Source organism: Desulfurella amilsii (assembly GCF_002119425.1).
Lineage (GTDB): Bacteria > Campylobacterota_A > Desulfurellia > Desulfurellales > Desulfurellaceae > Desulfurella > Desulfurella amilsii.
Genome location: NZ_MDSU01000018.1, coordinates 74,484 through 91,424 on the forward strand (window position 1 = coordinate 74,484; position 16,941 = coordinate 91,424).

The window sequence follows — 16,941 nt, forward strand, 5'->3', positions numbered from 1 at the left end:
GGGTAGTTTTGTTTGAAATAATAAAAGAAATCAAGGAAAAAAAACATCAAGAGATAAGTGGAGAATTATTTATGGTGTTAGAAAAACACTTCCTTGATGCAAAAAATGGTGATAAATATATTGGTTTAAAGTTAAAAGACAAAAGTGGCACTATAGAGGCAAAGATCTGGAAAAATTTATATCACTTGCACGAAAATTTTAAAGAGGGAGATTTCGTAAAACTCAAAGCAAAAACTAATTATTATAAAGACAATTGGCAACTTATTATAGAAGACATTCAAAAAGTAGATGCCGATGAGAAATTAAAAGATGAGTTTTTGCCAAAAACAAAAAAAGATATAGAAGTCTTATCTAAAGAACTTTTTGCTATTATAAACGGCATACAAAACCAAGGTATTAAAAAATTGCTGCTTAACATTTTTGGAGTTGATGAATTTTTTTCTAAATTTAAAAAAGCGCCTGCTGCAAAAAGTATGCATCATGCCTATATTGGTGGCCTAATTGAGCATACAGTTTCGGTTGCTAAAATATCTAAAGAAATATCAAAGTTTTACATGCCTATAGATGTAGATATATTGGTTGCAGTGGCGCTTTTACATGATATTGGAAAAGTTTACGAAATAGATGCTTCTACATTTAACTATACAAACGAGGGCAGGCTTATTGGCCACATTGTAATTGGCTATAATCTAGTCAAAGAAAAGTTAAAAAGTGCAAAACTATCGTTTGAGCAGGAAATTCAGATTCTGCATTGCATTCTAAGTCATCATGGAGAATACGAGTACGGTTCTCCAAAAATCCCAAAAACTAAAGAAGCATTATTGCTGCACCTAATTGACACAATGGACTCAAAAATGGAGCCTTTGCAAAACTTACAAGCAAATGAAACAAATTGGACTGAATCAATAAAAATATTGGGTAGAAGTTTTTTTGTGTCAAAAAATAATAAAAGTGAAGAGTTAACGCTGTTTTAATAAATAATATGAATTACATTGTTTTTGAGGGCATTGACGGCAGTGGTAAAAGCACTGTCTCAAAAATGTTTTTACAGTATTTGCTAAACAAAGGATACAGCGTATTATACACAAAAGAACCATACACATCAGATATAGACGTGCTAATAAGAAAAAATCAAACGAACAAAACTTTGCTTTTTTTGTTTTTAGCCGATAGGTCTATACATATAGAGAAACTTAAAAAACAACATGTTGATTTTATTGTAAGTGATAGGTCTTTTTACTCAACAATTTGCTATCAAGGATACGGTGGTGGCATAGATGTTGAATTTGTAACTAAACTTAATGAATTTGTTGTTGAGGATTTTTTACCAAATACTGTATTTTACCTGGATTGCACCCCAGAAGTGGCATTAAGTAGAATTAAAAAACTTGACGCTATAGAACACAAACATTTAACTTTTTTTCAAAAGGTTAGAGAGGGTTATTTAGATCTTGCAAAAAAACACAATTTTATCACAATTAATGCCCAGGGCAATCTTCAAGAAGTTTTTTCGAATACAGTGGAATATTATGAAACAAGATTTAGCTAAATTTACAACATTTGCCTTAATAAACGCAAGCCTTGATGATGCAAGGCAGTTTTCTCAAAGTCTTGGCACTAACAATTCGTATGAGTTTGAAGATTTAAAATTACAAGATACTGATCAAATCAGGATAAAATCATACGAGTTTAACGAAACACCCAATGCTTTTTTAATCGGAAAAGCAAATTTAGAGTCTCAAAACGCATTATTAAAGCTCACAGAAGAACCCACAAACCATAATTATTTTATTTTTTATGAAACAGAATACATAATAGATACGCTCATCTCAAGGGCCCAAATCATTAATTTTAATATAAAGCCTGAAAATATTGATAAGTTGTTTGAATTTTTTAAAAACAGTGATAAAAGTGGTTTTTTAAAAGAAATTTTGAACATTAAAAATATAAGCAAGCAAAATAAACCAATTTTCTTAAAATACTTAAAAAGCCTAATAAGTAGACTTTCGGATAATTTCCCTGAAAAAATCAATATTTTAATTGAAGAATACAAAAATTTAAGAACTTATAATTTAAATATTAATTTATTTATTGCTCAACTATGTATTGAGCTTTGGAGGACATAAATGAGTATTGCGTATGTCGTATTTAAACACTCAAATAGTATAATTCCTTTTAAATATACGAAATTTGAGCTAAAGGTTGGCGATTTTGTGATTGCTGAGTCAGAAAGGGGCTTAAATCTCGCAAAGGTAATAAAAATATCTAAAGAAAAGGATGACAAATTAAAAAGTATCGTGAGAGTAGCAACTGCATCTGACCTTCAAAGGTACAATGAAAATCTTGTGTTAGCACAAAAAGCCAAAAAATATTGCGCACAAGAGTCAAAAAACTTAAATCTTGATATAAAACTAGTTGATGTTGAGTACACGATAGATAATAGCAAAATTATTTTTTATTTCACATCACCCACAAGGGTAGATTTTAGGCATTTGGTTAAAAAACTTGCTTCTTATTTTAAAACTCGTATTGAAATGCGCCAAATCGGCGTAAGGGATGAAGCTAAATTAATAGGCGGTATTGGTTTGTGCGGTCAAATAGTTTGCTGCAAGCGTTTCTTGCAAAACTTTGAGCCTGTATCAATAAAAATGGCCAAAGACCAGAATTTAAGCATAAGCGTTAAAAAAATTTCTGGCATATGTGGAAGGTTATTGTGTTGCTTGTATTACGAAGAGCATATTTACTCTGATTTTCTCAAAAATTTGCCACCAAAAGGCTCGATTATAAAAACAGACGAGTGCGAAGGCGAGGTTGTGCTTGTAAACCCAATAAAAAACACTGTTGTAATAAAAGACCAAGAAAATAAGATGATAGAAGTTGGAGTCAATGATATAAAAAGCGTAATAAAAATTGCAGAAGAAAAAGGAGAAGAATATGAAATTATCGAGGAAGAATAGTTATTATCTAACTACACCCATTTACTATGTTAATGATATCCCGCATATTGGTCACTCATATACTACAATTGCAGCAGATACTCTTGCTCGTTTTCACAGATTAATAAAAGAAAATGTATTTTTTCTAACAGGAACAGACGAACATGGGAAAAAAATTGAAACAACCGCAAAATCACTAAATAAATCGCCAAAGCAATTAGCAGATGAGGTTGTAGTGAGGTTTCAAAGCTTATGGAAAAAGCTTGACATAACAAATACAAAGTTTATTAGAACAACCGATGAATATCACAAAAAAGTAGTAGCGCAGATTTTTGAAGAAGTTTACAAAAAAGGCGATATTTACAAAGACCAATATGAAGGCTGGTACTGTGTACCTTGCGAAACATTTCACACTCAGCCTGGCCCAAATAACACATGCCCAGATTGCTCAAGACCACTTGAATTAATTAAAGAAGAGTCTTACTTTTTTAAATTGTCAAAATATCAAGATAAACTGCTCAAATTTTATGAGGAAAACCCAGATTTTGTTTTGCCAAAATCTCGATACAATGAGATTGTAAGTTTTGTAAAAAGTGGTCTAAAAGACTTGAGTGTAACACGCATAAATCTGGATTGGGGTATCAAAGTGCCTTTTGATGAAAAGCATACCATATACGTATGGTTTGATGCTTTATTTAATTATTTAACCGCAATAGATTATCCTAAAGAGAATTTCAAAGAAATCTGGCCCGCAGATGTACATTTGGTAGGCAAGGATATTTTAAAATTCCATGCAGTGTACTGGCCGGCTTTCTTGATGAGCTTAGATTTGCCACTGCCAAAACATGTGGTAGCGCATGGTTGGTGGACGGTTGATGGTAAAAAAATGAGCAAATCGCTAGGCAATGTAATAGATCCTAACGAGATGATAGAAAAATATCCTCGCGATGCCTACAGGTATTACTTGCTTAAAGCTGTCCCGTTTGGCCTAGATGGTAATTTTAGCGAAAAAGAATTTGTGGAAAAAATAAACAGTAATCTTGTAAACGATCTTGGCAATTTAATCAACAGATCGCTTACAATGATAGAAAAATACAACAGTGGTGTTGTAAAAGAAGGTACTGCAGATGAGACAGCCAAAAATTTAGCTCAAACAACCTTTGAAAACATTAAACTTGCTTTCGATATTTTTAGATTTGATGAAGCGCTTGAGTCAATTATGAATTTTGTAAGATCTATAAACAAATATATAACAGACAAGCAGCCCTGGTCAATTAAAAACAAAAATGAGTTAGATAATGTGTTGTTCAATATATTCTGCTCGATAAAATTTATATGCGGTGCAATTTTACCATTTATGCCAGATACAGCATCCAAGATTTATAAACAAATTGGATACAGCGATGACATTTATTCTAAAACGATAGATTTTTTCCTTGATTGGTCAGTAAATAATATTAAAATTGGCACAAAAGAAATGCTTTTTACCAGATATGAATACACACAAAAACAAAAAGATGCTTCCAATGAGCGCATAAACATTGATGAATTCAGAAAAATTGATTTAAAGGTAGCCAAAATAATTGATGCTTACCCTATAGAAAAATCAAATAAGTTAATGAAACTCAAAATAGATATTGGAGAAGAAGAACCCAGAACACTCGTTGCTGGCATTAAAGAATACTTTAAACCGGAAGAATTAATTGGCAAAACTATTATAGTTGTGGCCAACTTACAAAAGGCTAAGTTAATGAATGTAGAATCAAATGGCATGCTGCTTGCAGCAAAAGATGAGACAAGTTTAAAATTATTAACAGTCGATGGTGATATTAAGCCAGGAAGTAAAATAAGCTAATCTAAAAATTTTGAGGAGGTTTTATGCTTAGTGTAGATAGTCTAAAAGTTACATGTCTATCCGAAACTAGCTGGTTTGACACGGGCTTGTTAATGAGCAATATCAAAAAAGCTGGAGGGATGAATACTGACCAATACTCAATTAATTGGGATTATAAAAACGCAGGGGGCTATAGCGCTTTAGTAGAATACACAAAAAGCTATCAAAAAGGGTATGTTTTGCTTGATGTTGGCTGGAGAGAATCCTATATGGATTGGGTGTTTGATAGGGAAGGGGTAATGGAGCTTTTAAAAAAAGAAAAACTCAATGATGTGTTTATAAGTCACGAACACATGGATCACTTTTGGGGTTTGAATAGTATTACAAAAATAAGGAACGATTTCAATTTGTATATACCGGTGGGTTTTAGCAAAAAAGGCTATGAAATAATTGAAAAAAGCAATTTTAAAGGTAACTTGGTTGAAGTTGATGATAAATTTCAAAATGATACGCTTTCTTCGTTTGTTTACAAAATGGATATTATTTTAGGCGTAAAAAACGAACAAATGCTCGTATTCAACCTTAAGGACAAAGGTTTTGTTACAATCACAGGTTGCTGTCATCCCGGTGTAAATACTATGATGGAATATGTCAAGAATCATTATGGAGATGCTCTCTACGGTTTATACGGTGGGCTTCATATTTCACTTTTAGAAGACTGGAACGAACAAAAAGCTAAAGAAATTGAAAAACTTGCAAGTTGGGGATTAAAGAAAGTCGCTGCCAATCATTGCACAGGTGTTATTGCCGTTGAGCACATGATACAAAAAGGTATAAATGTCATAGGAGGCAGCGCAAAATTTGCAAGTCAAAGTCAATTATACATAGGAAACTCCGATAACATAGAATTTTAATCTGTTTATAACAAATTATATGATGGATACACACTTTAGCGAAACATTAAAAGATATAATTATGGATAATTTGTACATAGGGATATACTTCACAGATGAAAAAGGCAAAACGTTATATGTAAACAAAACATTCGAAGAAATGTCTTTGATAAAGGCAAAAGAACTTGTAGGTAAAACACTGGAAGAATTGGTAAAGCAAAAATACTTTACTGCAGCAGCAACCCTGCTTGTAATAAAAACAAAAAAACCTGCAGCAGTTACCTACATAACCAAAACTAACAAAAAGCTTTTAGCACGAGGCAAACCTTTTTTTGACCAAAATGGCAATTTTAAATACGTTGTAAGCACAGTATATGATCTAAGTGAAGTTCACTACATGGGCGATATTGACTATGACAGTCAGTATAATAACAAAAATAATCAAATTATTGCTTTTAGTTCTCAGATGGTTAGTATAGTGGACTTTACTTTAAGGGTTGCAAATGTAGATTCTACTGTTTTAATTACAGGGGAATCTGGTGTTGGAAAAGAGGTTGTTGCAAGACTCATTCATGACGCAAGTCCTCGCAGAATTTATCCTTTTGTAAAAGTAAATTGCGCAGCTATACCTGAAAATTTAATGGAAACAGAACTATTTGGTTATGAGGGCGGTGCCTTTACAGGTTCTAATCCAAAAGGCAAAAAAGGTTTTTTTGAAGCGGCACAAAAAGGCACATTATTTTTAGACGAAATTGGAGAACTATCTTTAAATGTACAAGCAAAACTACTGCAAGTTTTGCAGGACAAGCAATTTACTCGTGTTGGTTCTACACAGCTCATTAATGTAGATGTGAGAATCATTACTGCCACAAACAGAAACTTAAAAGACATGATATCAAAAAAGCTGTTTAGAGAAGATTTATACTACCGACTTAATGTCATACCCATTTTTATACCACCGCTTAGAGAAAGGAGGGATGATATTGAACCACTTATCAATTACATAGTCGCTAGAGTTAACACCAAATACAACTTTAACAAACAATTAGAGCCCGAATTGATTAGTTTATTTAAATCACTTTCATGGAGAGGCAATATAAGAGAGCTAGAAAATGTTATTGAAAAACTGATAATTACAACACCCAAAAACCTCATTGCCAAATCAGACTATTTGATAGAAAATATTCAGCAGCCAAATATAAACCCAAAGCTTATACTAAAAAACTACGAAAAAGAACTTTTGCTTAGCCTTTTGCCAGTATGTAAAAATACTCGAGAGCTTGCCAAAAAGTACGGTGTATCGCAGTCTACTATTGTTAGAAAACTAAAGCATTATGGAATTTTGATTCAATAATGAATCGAAATATTCAAAAATAAATCAAATCTTATCCTGTTTTGTAAACAAAATATTTATTTATGATTCATAAGTGTATATCAGTAACCAATTCTTTATATTTAAATGATTAATTAGTTATTTAGAAATACTAACAAGATAACTAAAATTAATAGTTAAATAATTAGGAACAGTTTTTGCTTTAGTTAATTTAAGTAAGTAAAGAGGAGGATAAAATGAGTGTTTGCATTTTGGGGACATCCCATACAAAGTTTGGTAAATTAAATGATAGCATTTACGATCTTATCATTGCCAGCGGGAAAGAAGCGATTTTAGACGCTAAAATAGATCCAAAAGACATTGGGGGTGTTTGGATTGCAAACTATGGAAGCCTTGGCTTTAATAACCAGGGTCACTTAGGTCCAGTTGGTGTAGAGATCGATGAGTCTTTGAGGTTTAAGCCTTGCGTTAAGGTAGAAAGTGCCTGTGCAAGCGGCTCGGCTGCAATACTACAGGCAATAAACGCTATTGAATCTGGTAGAGTAAGGTTTGCTCTGGTTGTTGGGGCAGAAAAGATGACATCACTGGATACAAAAGGCATCACAAAAATATTGGCAACAGGTTCTTTTTGGCCAGATGAAGGCGAAAAAGGCATTACATTCCCGGGATTGTTTGCAGAGTATGCAAAAGGCTATAAAGCACATTATAACTTTAGCGATGACCAATTAAGAACAATGTTTGCAAAAGTTTCATCAAAAAACCACAAAAATGCCCTTTTAAACCCTTTAGCTCAGCTACCTTTAGATATTGAGCCGCAAGATATACTGAATATGCCAGACAACAAAAACCCCATCATAGCAGACCCATTAAGGCTGTATGATTGCTCACTAATTACAGACGGTGCTGCTTGTGTCGTATTATCAAAACTTGAAGATGCAAAAGCAGTAAAAGACAAACTTGTTGAAATAGCTTCCATAGAAGCTGCTTGCGATTATTTATCTATGTCTAAAAGGGCAAATTATGAGTTTACAGCAGGCAAAATTGCCGTTCAAAAAGCTTACGAAAAAGCAAAAATTAGCGTCAATGATTTAGATTTTGCAGAAGTTCACGACTGTTTTACAATTGCAGAGATTTTAGCATATGAAGCTCTTGGTATAAAAAAGGACGGGGAAGGCTGCAAAGCTTTAGAAGAAGGCATTGTATACAGAGACGGAAAACTGCCTGTAAACCTATCAGGCGGTCTTAAAGCCAAAGGCCACCCAGTAGGTGCAACGGGTGTTTCTATGGCTGTTATTGCTGCAAGGCAGCTTTTAGGAAACGCGCTTGGCTTTCAGCTGAAAAATCCACAGATTGGCCTAACATTCAATATTGGAGGCTCAGCGGCAAGTAACTATGCAGTTGTATTCAAAAGGTTATCTTAAAAGGAGCAGGTAATGTATCAAAGTGATTTAAAAGGCAAAATCGCTTTAGTAAGTGGTGGATATAGGGGCATTGGAGAGACTGCTTGCTCAGCTTTTGCAAAAGCTGGCATTAATGTTGCAATAGCAGCAAGAAATTACAATTTATGTAAACAAAAAACTGATAGCTTAAAATCAGACTATGGCATTGAAACGCTGGCTTTGCAAATGGATGTAAGCGATACAGAAAGCGTAAAAAATGGCGTAAACAAAGTAAAAGAAACACTTGGGCGCATAGATATCCTCGTTAATGCTGCTGGTATTTCTGGTGTGCAAAAGCCTGCAGTTGAACTTATTGAATCTGAGTTTGACGAAGTTTTTAATGTTGATTTCAAAGGCACGTTTTTTGTCTGCAAAGAAACAGCAAAGTTAATGATAGCTCAAAATGCAGGAAAGATTATAAATATAGCTTCTATTTTAGGCAAAATTGCAACACCATACATGACAGGGTACTGCGCAAGCAAAGCGGCTGTTATTCATTTTAGTAAAGTCTTGGCTTTAGAGCTTATAAAACACAACATACAGGTAAATGTAATATGCCCCGGGTATTTTTTAACAGATATCAACAAAGCATTTTTTGAAACTCAAAAAGGAAAACAATACATAAATGAGCGCATACCCATAAAGCGTTTGGGAAATGTCGAAGAGCTTGAGAGTACATTTCTTTACTTAGCAGCAGCCCCTGCTTTTTTAACAGGCACAGAAATTATAATAGATGGCGCACAAACGATCATATAACGAAAGGAGGCTAACTAATGCTTAGGACAAAAGAACAATACTTTGAAAAACTATTTTCGATGAAGCCTAATATCTATATAGGTGGGAAAAAAGTCTCAAGGGATGATCCAAGACTAAGGCCTGGGCTTAATGTGCTTGGTGTAACATTCGATTTAGCGCAGGATGAAAAATGGAAAAATGTAGCCACAGCGCACTCAACTCTAATAGATGAAGAGGTAAACAGATGGGCTCATTTACCCCAAAACCCTTATGATTTGATGCAAAAACAAAAACTCATAAGGTTTGCTGCAAGACGTGTAGGTGGGTGTATTCAGCGCTGCATGGGTCATGATGCTATAAACGCTTTGGCTATATGCACAAAAGAAATAGATGAAGTCAAAGGGACAAACTACCACGAAAGATTTATGAACTATTTAAAGGATTATCAAAAAAATGATCTTGTGGGTTGCTGCGCACAAACCGACTCTAAAGGCGATAGGTTAAAAAGACCCAGCGAGCAGTCAAATCCTGACCACTATGTCCATATTGTGCAAGAAAGAGACGATGGAATCATTGTAAGTGGCTTTAAAATGTCCATAACGCAGGCCGCATATGCAGACGAAATACTAGTTATACCAACAAGAGCGCTCAAAGCAGACGATAGGGCTTTTGCTGTGGCATTTGCGCTACCTGCCGATTGGGATAATATGTATTTAATTACAAGGCCTGTATGGCTCAGAGACAAAGATGACAAAAATGCCCCACCTTTTTGCAAATACGGCGTATCAGACTCCGTAATAGTCTTTGACAACACATTCGTGCCAAAAGAAAGGGTATTTATGTGTGGGGAGTGGGAATTTGGTAGAAGGCTTGCGCTTCTTTTTGCGGATTCCCACAGACACAGCTACTCTGGGTGCAAACCCGCAGTATCAGATATACTATGCGGTACAGCATCTTTGGCTGCGCAGGCTAATAGTATAGAAAAAGTTCCGCACGTGAAAGAAAAACTAACAGAGTATGCAGGGGCAGCTGAGCTTGCCTATGCAGCAGGCATAGCAGCTGCCGTATTTGGCGAAAAAACAAAATCCGGTGTATTCTTCCCAAACCCAATTTATGCAAATGTAGGCAGAAGACTAACCGGTGAGCTCATTTATCACGAGTATAACCTTCTAACAGAAATAGCAGGCGGCATAAGCGTTACTTTACCGTTTAAAGAAGATTTCTTTGCTCCAGAAACAAAAGAGTACTTAGAAAAGTTCATCGTAAGAAACCCAAATTTAACAGCCGATTATTCACTGAAGCTGTGGAAGTTTATAGAAGATATTGGCGCATCGCCTATGACTGCATGGTATGAAATAGCAGGAGTCCACGGCGGAGGCTCACCTATTATGGAAACCATAGCGCTAAGCATAGAGTTTGATTTTGAAACCAGAAAAAGCCTAGCGCGCTATCTTGCAGGCATAGATGAAGCATACGATGAGTCAAAAGAACTCAATTTAGAGCCAAACGATATTAAATAGGAGGAGATATTATGGAAAGCATTGGAGAATTATTGGGATTTCACCATCCAGACGAAATGAGAGAGTTTTTTAGAAAAAAGTCAAAAAAGATGACAAATAAGCTAATGGATTTAAAAGAGGCCGTTGCCCTTATAAATGAGGGCGACTATCTTTCAATTGGTGGTTTTGGCACTGTAAGAGTACCAACTGCCTTCATACATGAACTATTGCGGGCAAAAAAGAAGAATCTCCAAGCTGCTTGTTTTACATCAAATGTTGACACAGATTTACTGGCAGCAGGCAAAACATTCACCAAAGCCGATGTGTCATACATTATAAATTTTGAAGCACTTGGGGCACCAAAAGTTTTAAAAAAATACTTTGAAAGCGGTGCTATAGAGCTAACTGAGTGGTCAAATGGTGCAATGGGCTGGCGCTATAAAGCAGCGGCTATGGGCCTATCTTATTTACCTGTAAGATCTATGCTGGGTACAGATACACAAAAGTACTCTGCAGCAAAAGAGCTAACATGCCCATTTACAGGTATAAAATACTTGGCTGTGCCTGCGCTGTATCCTGATGTAGCAGTTATCCATGTCCATGCGGCAGACATTTACGGCAACAGCTACATAAAAGGCGTACTAGTAGCTGATGCAGATATTGCAAAGGCTTCCAAAAAGGTAATTATCACAACTGAAAAAATTGTACCCACTGAGTTTTTTAGAGATAACCCGCAAAATACCACAATCCCATTTTATCAAGTAGATGCAGTGGTTGCTGCGCCGTATGGCAGCTATCCTTGTAATATGCCGTATGAGTATTTTATGGATGTAGATCACTTAAGAGAATTTTTAAAAGCAGCAGAAGACGAAAAAACATTTGAGGAGTTTTTAAACAACAACATATACAGCTGTAAAGATTTTTACGAATATTTGGATAACTGCGGCGGCATAAGGCGAATTGAATACTTAAAAGATTTAGAAAACCAAATAATAGTGGAAGGGGGCTTAAGATGAATAACTATAATGATATAGAGTTAATGATATGCGTTGCCTCAAGAATATTTGAAGATGACACAAGTGTATCTGTTGGCACAGGTATACCATGCGCAGCTGTTATGCTTGCACAGAAGCTTTATGCACCAAATATTTTAATCACATTCGAAGCAGGTGCAGTTGCCCCCATACTGCCTGCTATGCCTATATCAGTAGGCGATTCTGCAACAATGCACAAAGCTCTCCAAACAGGCTCTACGTGCGATCAAATGGAAATGATACAGCGTGGCCTTATTGACTACTGCTTTTTAGGCGGTGCCCAAATAGATATGTACGGCAATATCAACTCTACAGTGATTGGAGACTACAAAAAACCGAAGGTAAGATTTCCGGGTTCAGGTGGAGCTAACGATTTTGCTTCTATGGCATGGAGAATTGTGATGGTCGTACCACATTCAATAAGAAGATTTACAAACAAAATAGATTTCATTACTACACCTGGCTATCTAACAGGTCCTGGCGCAAGAGAAAAAGCAGGTTTAGCGCCAAATACAGGGCCCTACAAGATCATTACTAATTTAGCTGTTATGGGCTTTGATGAAGAAACAAAAAGAATGACATTAGAATCCATTCACCCAGGATATACCATTGATGATGTACAAAAAAACACAGACTTGGAATTGCTTATCAAGCAACCCCCCAAAAAAACTGAACCGCCTACGCAAGAAGAGCTTAGAGTGTTGCGCGAAGAAGTGGATCCATTTAAAGCTGTGATAGAAAGAAAGGCAGAATAATTTTTATAAAGGGAGGTTTTATGATTCAAGGCAAGACCAAAGATTTCTTATGGATTACTCAAGGCGTCTTGGCTATTATTATTGCCATACTTTTTTTTGCTAAGTTTCCAACTTTAACGGTATTTTTTAGCATTTTGCTTTTAGCTAATTTTATGCTGATTGGAGCTGGTTCAAGAACAGATAAAATGTTTCTAGTCTACCCTTATGGAACATTTTTAGTTATTTTTTGGGGTGGTTTTTTAGGTTTATTCTACTACTGGAAACTTTATTACAATGCAATTCCAAAAACATTATTTTTAGGAATGCATCCTGGAACAGCTATTTTATGGATAGTCTTTCTTGTATTAGGAGGGTTTTTAACAACTATTCTCTCATACACAATACTTTTTGAAAGAAATGTAATTTCTCTAAAAGAATGGGAAGCATTTATTGCTGATGTAGAGGATTTTAATAAAAGGCATGAACAAGCTAATGAAGAAAAACCAGAAGAAGAAATTAAACAATAAGGGGGAACCCATATGAAGACATTTGAAATAATTGTTACACTGCTGTATGCCGCTATAATTTTATGGTGGGCGATAAGCTCCAAAAGACAAGCAGAAAAAAGTGGCTCTAAATTTTTTGCTTCAAGCAAAACTTTTGGAGCGCTTGTTGCTGGACTTGCTGCGGCAACTACCGGAATGAGCGGCTTTGGTTTTGTTGGTGGACCTGGTTTAAACTATAAATTTGGCTCAGCTGTTATGTATATGGGAATTTTCTTTACTGTAAGCTACGGTCTCATGATGTGGTTAAATGGCAAACCTATGAGAATGATGTCCGCAATCACAAACATTGAAACATTCGCAGATCTAGGAGATGTTAGATACGGTAGCAAAAGTTTAAGATTTTTGATAGCCATAAATTTAATTATCTGCATATTTGCCTACCTTGGAACACAAATTTTAGCGGGCGGATATATATTAAATTCAATTTTTGGAATTTCAGTAAAAGCTGGCGGTATAGCTTTGTTGATTTTTACACTTATATATACTGTTTATGGTGGTATGGTTGGAAGCATAAAGGTTGATTTTTTACAGGGAATCCTAAAGTTATTCAGCATTATAGGCATAGTTATTGGATTTTACTACATTACTGGCGGCATGGGTCATGCTACTATGACGATTGCATCAAGCAAACTATTTGGCCCACAATTCGTAGACCCAATAGGACACCCAGATAATGTAATGCTACCTTTGGCTATGTCGTGGGTTTTTGTTTTAGCAATAGGTGTTATAGGTCAACCACACGTCAACACAAAGTTATACTCTCTTAAAAGTTACAAAAGTTTAAAAACATTTGGCTTAGTAGGTGGATTGGGTTATGGCATAATGAGCCTTTTGTATATTCTGCCCGGAACCGCAGTGCTTTATTTAGTGGCTTCTGGTCAAGTTAAACCATTTAAAGTGCCTGATGAAACTATATTTCACTTTTTTAATCATTTACCACCAGTTTTAGCTATTATACTTTTTGCTGGACTTCTTGCCGCTACAATGTCCACTTCCAGTTCATTTCTAGTAATAGGTTCTTCAATTATCACAAGAGACATACCTAAATCATTCAATAAATCACTATCCCAAAAAGAAGAAGTGGCTTGGGGGAGGTGGGCGCTGATAGTATTAACCATAGGAGCAGCCATTTTTGGACTATACGGCGGGTATATGGTAGCTCTTTTAGGTGTGCTTGGGCTTGGAACATTCATAGCGGCATCACTGCCGGTTATTATTGGCTATCAATGGAAAAAAGCTTCTACTGAAGCTGCAATAATATCTGAAATAATTGTTTTAATAATGAGTATATTTGTATCTATAATTTATGAGCAGGTATTAAAACAAAAACTACCAGGAGGAATTGCTGGCTACTCATATATGATTATGATAGTTTTTGTAATTATGATTTTTGTTTCTTTGTTTACTAAAAAGGCTGCGGAAAACAATTTACCAGAAAAAATGAAACTTTATTTCAAACATATGGAATAAATTAGGAGGATAAAATGCTAAAAGACAAAATTTGTATCGTAACAGGCGCGGCAAGCGGTATTGGGCTTGCCATAGCCCAAAGTTTCGCTAAAGAAGGATCTAAAGTTATAATGTCAGATGTTAATCAAACTACGCTAGAGCAAGAAGCCAAAACAATAAAAGCTGATTATTTTGTGTCTGATTTAAGCACACAAAAAGGTTGCAAAGATTTAGTAGATTATACGCTCCAAAAATACTCTAAGGTTGATATGCTCATAAACAATGCAGGCATACAGCATGTTTCTCCAATCGAAGATTTTCCTGAAGATAAGTGGAATTTTATAATCTCTTTAATGCTTACAGCACCATTTTTACTTACAAAGTATGTTTGGCCTTCTATGAAAGCCCAAAAATGGGGTAGGATTATAAATATAAACTCAATACATGGGATACGCGCCTCGGAATTTAAAGTAGCATACATCTCTGCAAAACACGGTCTTTCTGGTTTAACAAAAGTAGGGGCTTTAGAAGGTGCGCCATATGGTATTACAGTAAATTCAATTTGTCCATCTTATGTTAGAACACCCCTGGTTGATAATCAAATTGATGACCAAGCGAAAACTCACGGCATACCAAGAGAAAAAGTAATAGAAGAAATAATGCTCAAAAAAGCGGCTGTAAAAAAACTCATTGAACCAAACGACATTGCAGAGGTTGCAAAATTTTTATGCACAAGCACAGCAGATTATATCACAGGAGCAATGATGAGCATTGATTGTGGCTGGAGTGCAAGCTAAAATTTTAAAGTTATTTTCTGGGAGGCCTATATGCCATTTGTAAGAGAAATAAAAGATTGGCACTTTAAGCCTAACGAGATGTTTAGTGTTAAAGATAAGGTAGTGTTTGTTACAGGGGCTGCTTCTGGTTTAGGACAAGCGATAGCTTTGGGTTTTGATGCTTTAGGATCTAACATTGTGTTAGCAGATATAGATCAAGAAGGCTTAGAGCTTACAGCAAGTAAAATGAGTTCGGATACCTTGATTGTAAATGTTGATGTTACTACCACTGATAGTGTTCAAAAAGCTGTTAAAACTACACTTGAAAAGCACAAGCGCATCGATGTTTCATTTAACATTCCGGGGATAAACATCAGAAAACCTGCTTTAGAGCTTTCATATGAAGAGTTTGACAAAGTAATAGATGTTAACTTAAAAGGCGTTTTTAGGTGTGCAAAAGAAGTTGGTAAAGTAATGTACGATCAAAAATATGGCAGTATGATTAACATGGCTTCTATATTTGCCGAACTCATCATGCCTAGGCAGGTTGCCTATGCTTCAACAAAAGGTGCATTAAGGCAAATGACAAGAGTTTTAGCAGCTGAATGGGCACCATATGTAAGAGTTAATGCAATAGGTCCTTGTTACATTCAAACTCCTTTAGTAAAGCAGGTTATGGAAAATAAAGAGTGGTATGAAAAAGTAAAACCGCAAAACATCATGCAGCGTTTTGGCTTACCGGAAGAGATTGTAGGGCCTGCTGTGTTTCTTGCTAGTGATGCTAGCAGTCTGATAACAGGTTTTTTGTTGTTAGTAGATGGAGGATGGTATGGATTTGGCGGCTGGGTGTAAAACTGTAAAACTAAACTTGAAATTGCTAGTTAATACATTATATTTTTATTATATAATTAAATTTGGAGGTTTTTTTTATGAGCACTAAGTTATACGCATTTAGCAGCGGTATCTTAAAATCTACTAAAGAAAAGTTTTTATTCAACACAGGCATTGGCGAACCATTTGATATTCCTGTGCCTTATTTTTTAGTTGATGTAGATGGAACCAAGATTCTCATTGACACAGGTATATCACCAGGGTGTATAAAAGACCCACAAGGCACTTGGGGTGATGTAATTAATGTTTACTATCCTGTAATGAAAGAAGAAGGACAACCAGTAGTGGCACTTTCTAAGCTTGGCATAAAGCCACAAGATATATCATACATTATCCAAACGCACCTCCATCTAGACCATGCGGGCAGCACAAAATTTTTCCCAAATGCAAAGGTAATAGTTCAACTGAATGAACTAAGGTATGCATTTTTCCCAGACCCGCTAATGGACGCAGCATACATTAAAAATGATATTAAAGACCCAAATATCAAATGGGAGCCTATTGTAGGTTTTAGAAGTATGTTTAACGGTGCAGTATTCATTATTCCTACACCAGGTCATACACCAGGTCACCAGAGTGTACTGGTAAGACTAAAAAAACACAAAAACGTAATTCTAACAGGTGACTCAATTTATCTCAAAGACAACTTTGAAAAAAATATACCATCTGGTTTTGCCCTTAACTTTGCAGATGCTGCCTACTCTGTACAATCACTGGGTGAGTTGGCAAAGGCAGAAAACGCCGAAATTTGGTTTGGGCATGATCCGGAATTTTTCAAAACTATAAAATTAGCACCAGAGTACTATGAATAAAAGGAGATTT

At 35.4% G+C, this 16,941-nt stretch carries 17 protein-coding genes; all 17 read left to right on the forward strand.

All coding sequences use genetic code 11. From position 1 onward, the window contains the following. Nucleotides 1-8 precede the first annotated feature (8 nt). The 17 genes from DESAMIL20_RS03825 to DESAMIL20_RS03905 all read left to right on the forward strand — a co-directional run bounded on the left by DESAMIL20_RS03825 (nucleotide 9) and on the right by DESAMIL20_RS03905 (nucleotide 16,931). A complete protein-coding gene (locus DESAMIL20_RS03825) occupies nucleotides 9-974 on the forward strand; it encodes a 3'-5' exoribonuclease YhaM family protein (protein ID WP_086033496.1) in 966 nt (321 codons plus the stop codon). A gap of 8 nt (nucleotides 975-982) precedes the next feature. Next, nucleotides 983-1,549, forward strand: coding sequence for a dTMP kinase (gene tmk, locus DESAMIL20_RS03830; RefSeq protein WP_086033497.1), 567 nt, complete (start codon nucleotides 983-985; stop codon nucleotides 1,547-1,549). Further along, nucleotides 1,530-2,126 (forward strand): hypothetical protein, encoded by a 597-nt coding sequence (locus DESAMIL20_RS03835; RefSeq protein WP_086033498.1) that lies wholly within the window; start codon nucleotides 1,530-1,532, stop codon nucleotides 2,124-2,126. Before tmk ends, DESAMIL20_RS03835 begins: the two co-directional genes overlap by 20 nt. Beyond that, nucleotides 2,127-2,957, forward strand: a complete 831-nt coding sequence (locus tag DESAMIL20_RS03840; RefSeq protein WP_086033499.1) for a PSP1 domain-containing protein — start codon at nucleotides 2,127-2,129, stop codon at nucleotides 2,955-2,957. Beyond that, nucleotides 2,935-4,791, forward strand: a complete 1,857-nt coding sequence (gene metG, locus DESAMIL20_RS03845; RefSeq protein WP_086033500.1) for a methionine--tRNA ligase — start codon at nucleotides 2,935-2,937, stop codon at nucleotides 4,789-4,791. The genes DESAMIL20_RS03840 and metG overlap by 23 nt, the downstream gene beginning before the upstream one ends. A 23-nt stretch (nucleotides 4,792-4,814) precedes the next feature. Beyond that, on the forward strand, nucleotides 4,815-5,684 hold the full coding sequence (locus tag DESAMIL20_RS03850) for an MBL fold metallo-hydrolase (RefSeq protein WP_086033501.1): 870 nt from the start codon (nucleotides 4,815-4,817) through the stop codon (nucleotides 5,682-5,684). Nucleotides 5,685-5,703: 19 nt separating this feature from the next. Then, complete coding sequence (locus tag DESAMIL20_RS03855; protein ID WP_086033502.1) at nucleotides 5,704-7,017, forward strand: sigma-54 interaction domain-containing protein; 1,314 nt, start codon at nucleotides 5,704-5,706, stop codon at nucleotides 7,015-7,017. A 215-nt stretch (nucleotides 7,018-7,232) separates the two neighbouring features. Then, nucleotides 7,233-8,417, forward strand: a complete 1,185-nt coding sequence (locus DESAMIL20_RS03860; protein WP_086033503.1) for a thiolase domain-containing protein — start codon at nucleotides 7,233-7,235, stop codon at nucleotides 8,415-8,417. 12 nt (nucleotides 8,418-8,429) lie between these two features. Next, complete coding sequence (locus DESAMIL20_RS03865) at nucleotides 8,430-9,191, forward strand: SDR family NAD(P)-dependent oxidoreductase (RefSeq protein WP_086033504.1); 762 nt, start codon at nucleotides 8,430-8,432, stop codon at nucleotides 9,189-9,191. Nucleotides 9,192-9,208: 17 nt separating this feature from the next. Continuing rightward, nucleotides 9,209-10,690, forward strand: coding sequence for a 4-hydroxyphenylacetate 3-hydroxylase N-terminal domain-containing protein (locus DESAMIL20_RS03870; protein WP_086033505.1), 1,482 nt, complete (start codon nucleotides 9,209-9,211; stop codon nucleotides 10,688-10,690). Between the two features lie 11 nt (nucleotides 10,691-10,701). Next, on the forward strand, nucleotides 10,702-11,685 hold the full coding sequence (locus tag DESAMIL20_RS03875) for a CoA transferase subunit A (protein WP_086033506.1): 984 nt from the start codon (nucleotides 10,702-10,704) through the stop codon (nucleotides 11,683-11,685). Then, nucleotides 11,682-12,458: a CoA-transferase subunit beta gene (locus tag DESAMIL20_RS03880; RefSeq protein WP_086033507.1), complete on the forward strand. Its 777-nt coding sequence runs from the start codon at nucleotides 11,682-11,684 to the stop codon at nucleotides 12,456-12,458. The genes DESAMIL20_RS03875 and DESAMIL20_RS03880 overlap by 4 nt, the downstream gene beginning before the upstream one ends. A gap of 20 nt (nucleotides 12,459-12,478) precedes the next feature. Beyond that, complete coding sequence (locus tag DESAMIL20_RS03885) at nucleotides 12,479-12,964, forward strand: hypothetical protein (RefSeq protein ID WP_086033508.1); 486 nt, start codon at nucleotides 12,479-12,481, stop codon at nucleotides 12,962-12,964. Nucleotides 12,965-12,976: 12 nt separating this feature from the next. Further along, nucleotides 12,977-14,473 carry a sodium:solute symporter family protein gene (locus DESAMIL20_RS03890; protein ID WP_086033509.1) on the forward strand — a complete coding sequence of 499 codons (1,497 nt, stop codon included), beginning with the start codon at nucleotides 12,977-12,979 and terminating at the stop codon, nucleotides 14,471-14,473. Between the two features lie 14 nt (nucleotides 14,474-14,487). Continuing rightward, nucleotides 14,488-15,249, forward strand: a complete 762-nt coding sequence (locus DESAMIL20_RS03895; RefSeq protein ID WP_086033510.1) for a 3-hydroxybutyrate dehydrogenase — start codon at nucleotides 14,488-14,490, stop codon at nucleotides 15,247-15,249. Between the two features lie 30 nt (nucleotides 15,250-15,279). Then, nucleotides 15,280-16,080, forward strand: coding sequence for an SDR family NAD(P)-dependent oxidoreductase (locus DESAMIL20_RS03900; RefSeq protein WP_086033511.1), 801 nt, complete (start codon nucleotides 15,280-15,282; stop codon nucleotides 16,078-16,080). A gap of 77 nt (nucleotides 16,081-16,157) precedes the next feature. Then, nucleotides 16,158-16,931 carry an N-acyl homoserine lactonase family protein gene (locus DESAMIL20_RS03905; RefSeq protein ID WP_086033512.1) on the forward strand — a complete coding sequence of 258 codons (774 nt, stop codon included), beginning with the start codon at nucleotides 16,158-16,160 and terminating at the stop codon, nucleotides 16,929-16,931. Nucleotides 16,932-16,941 lie beyond the last annotated feature (10 nt).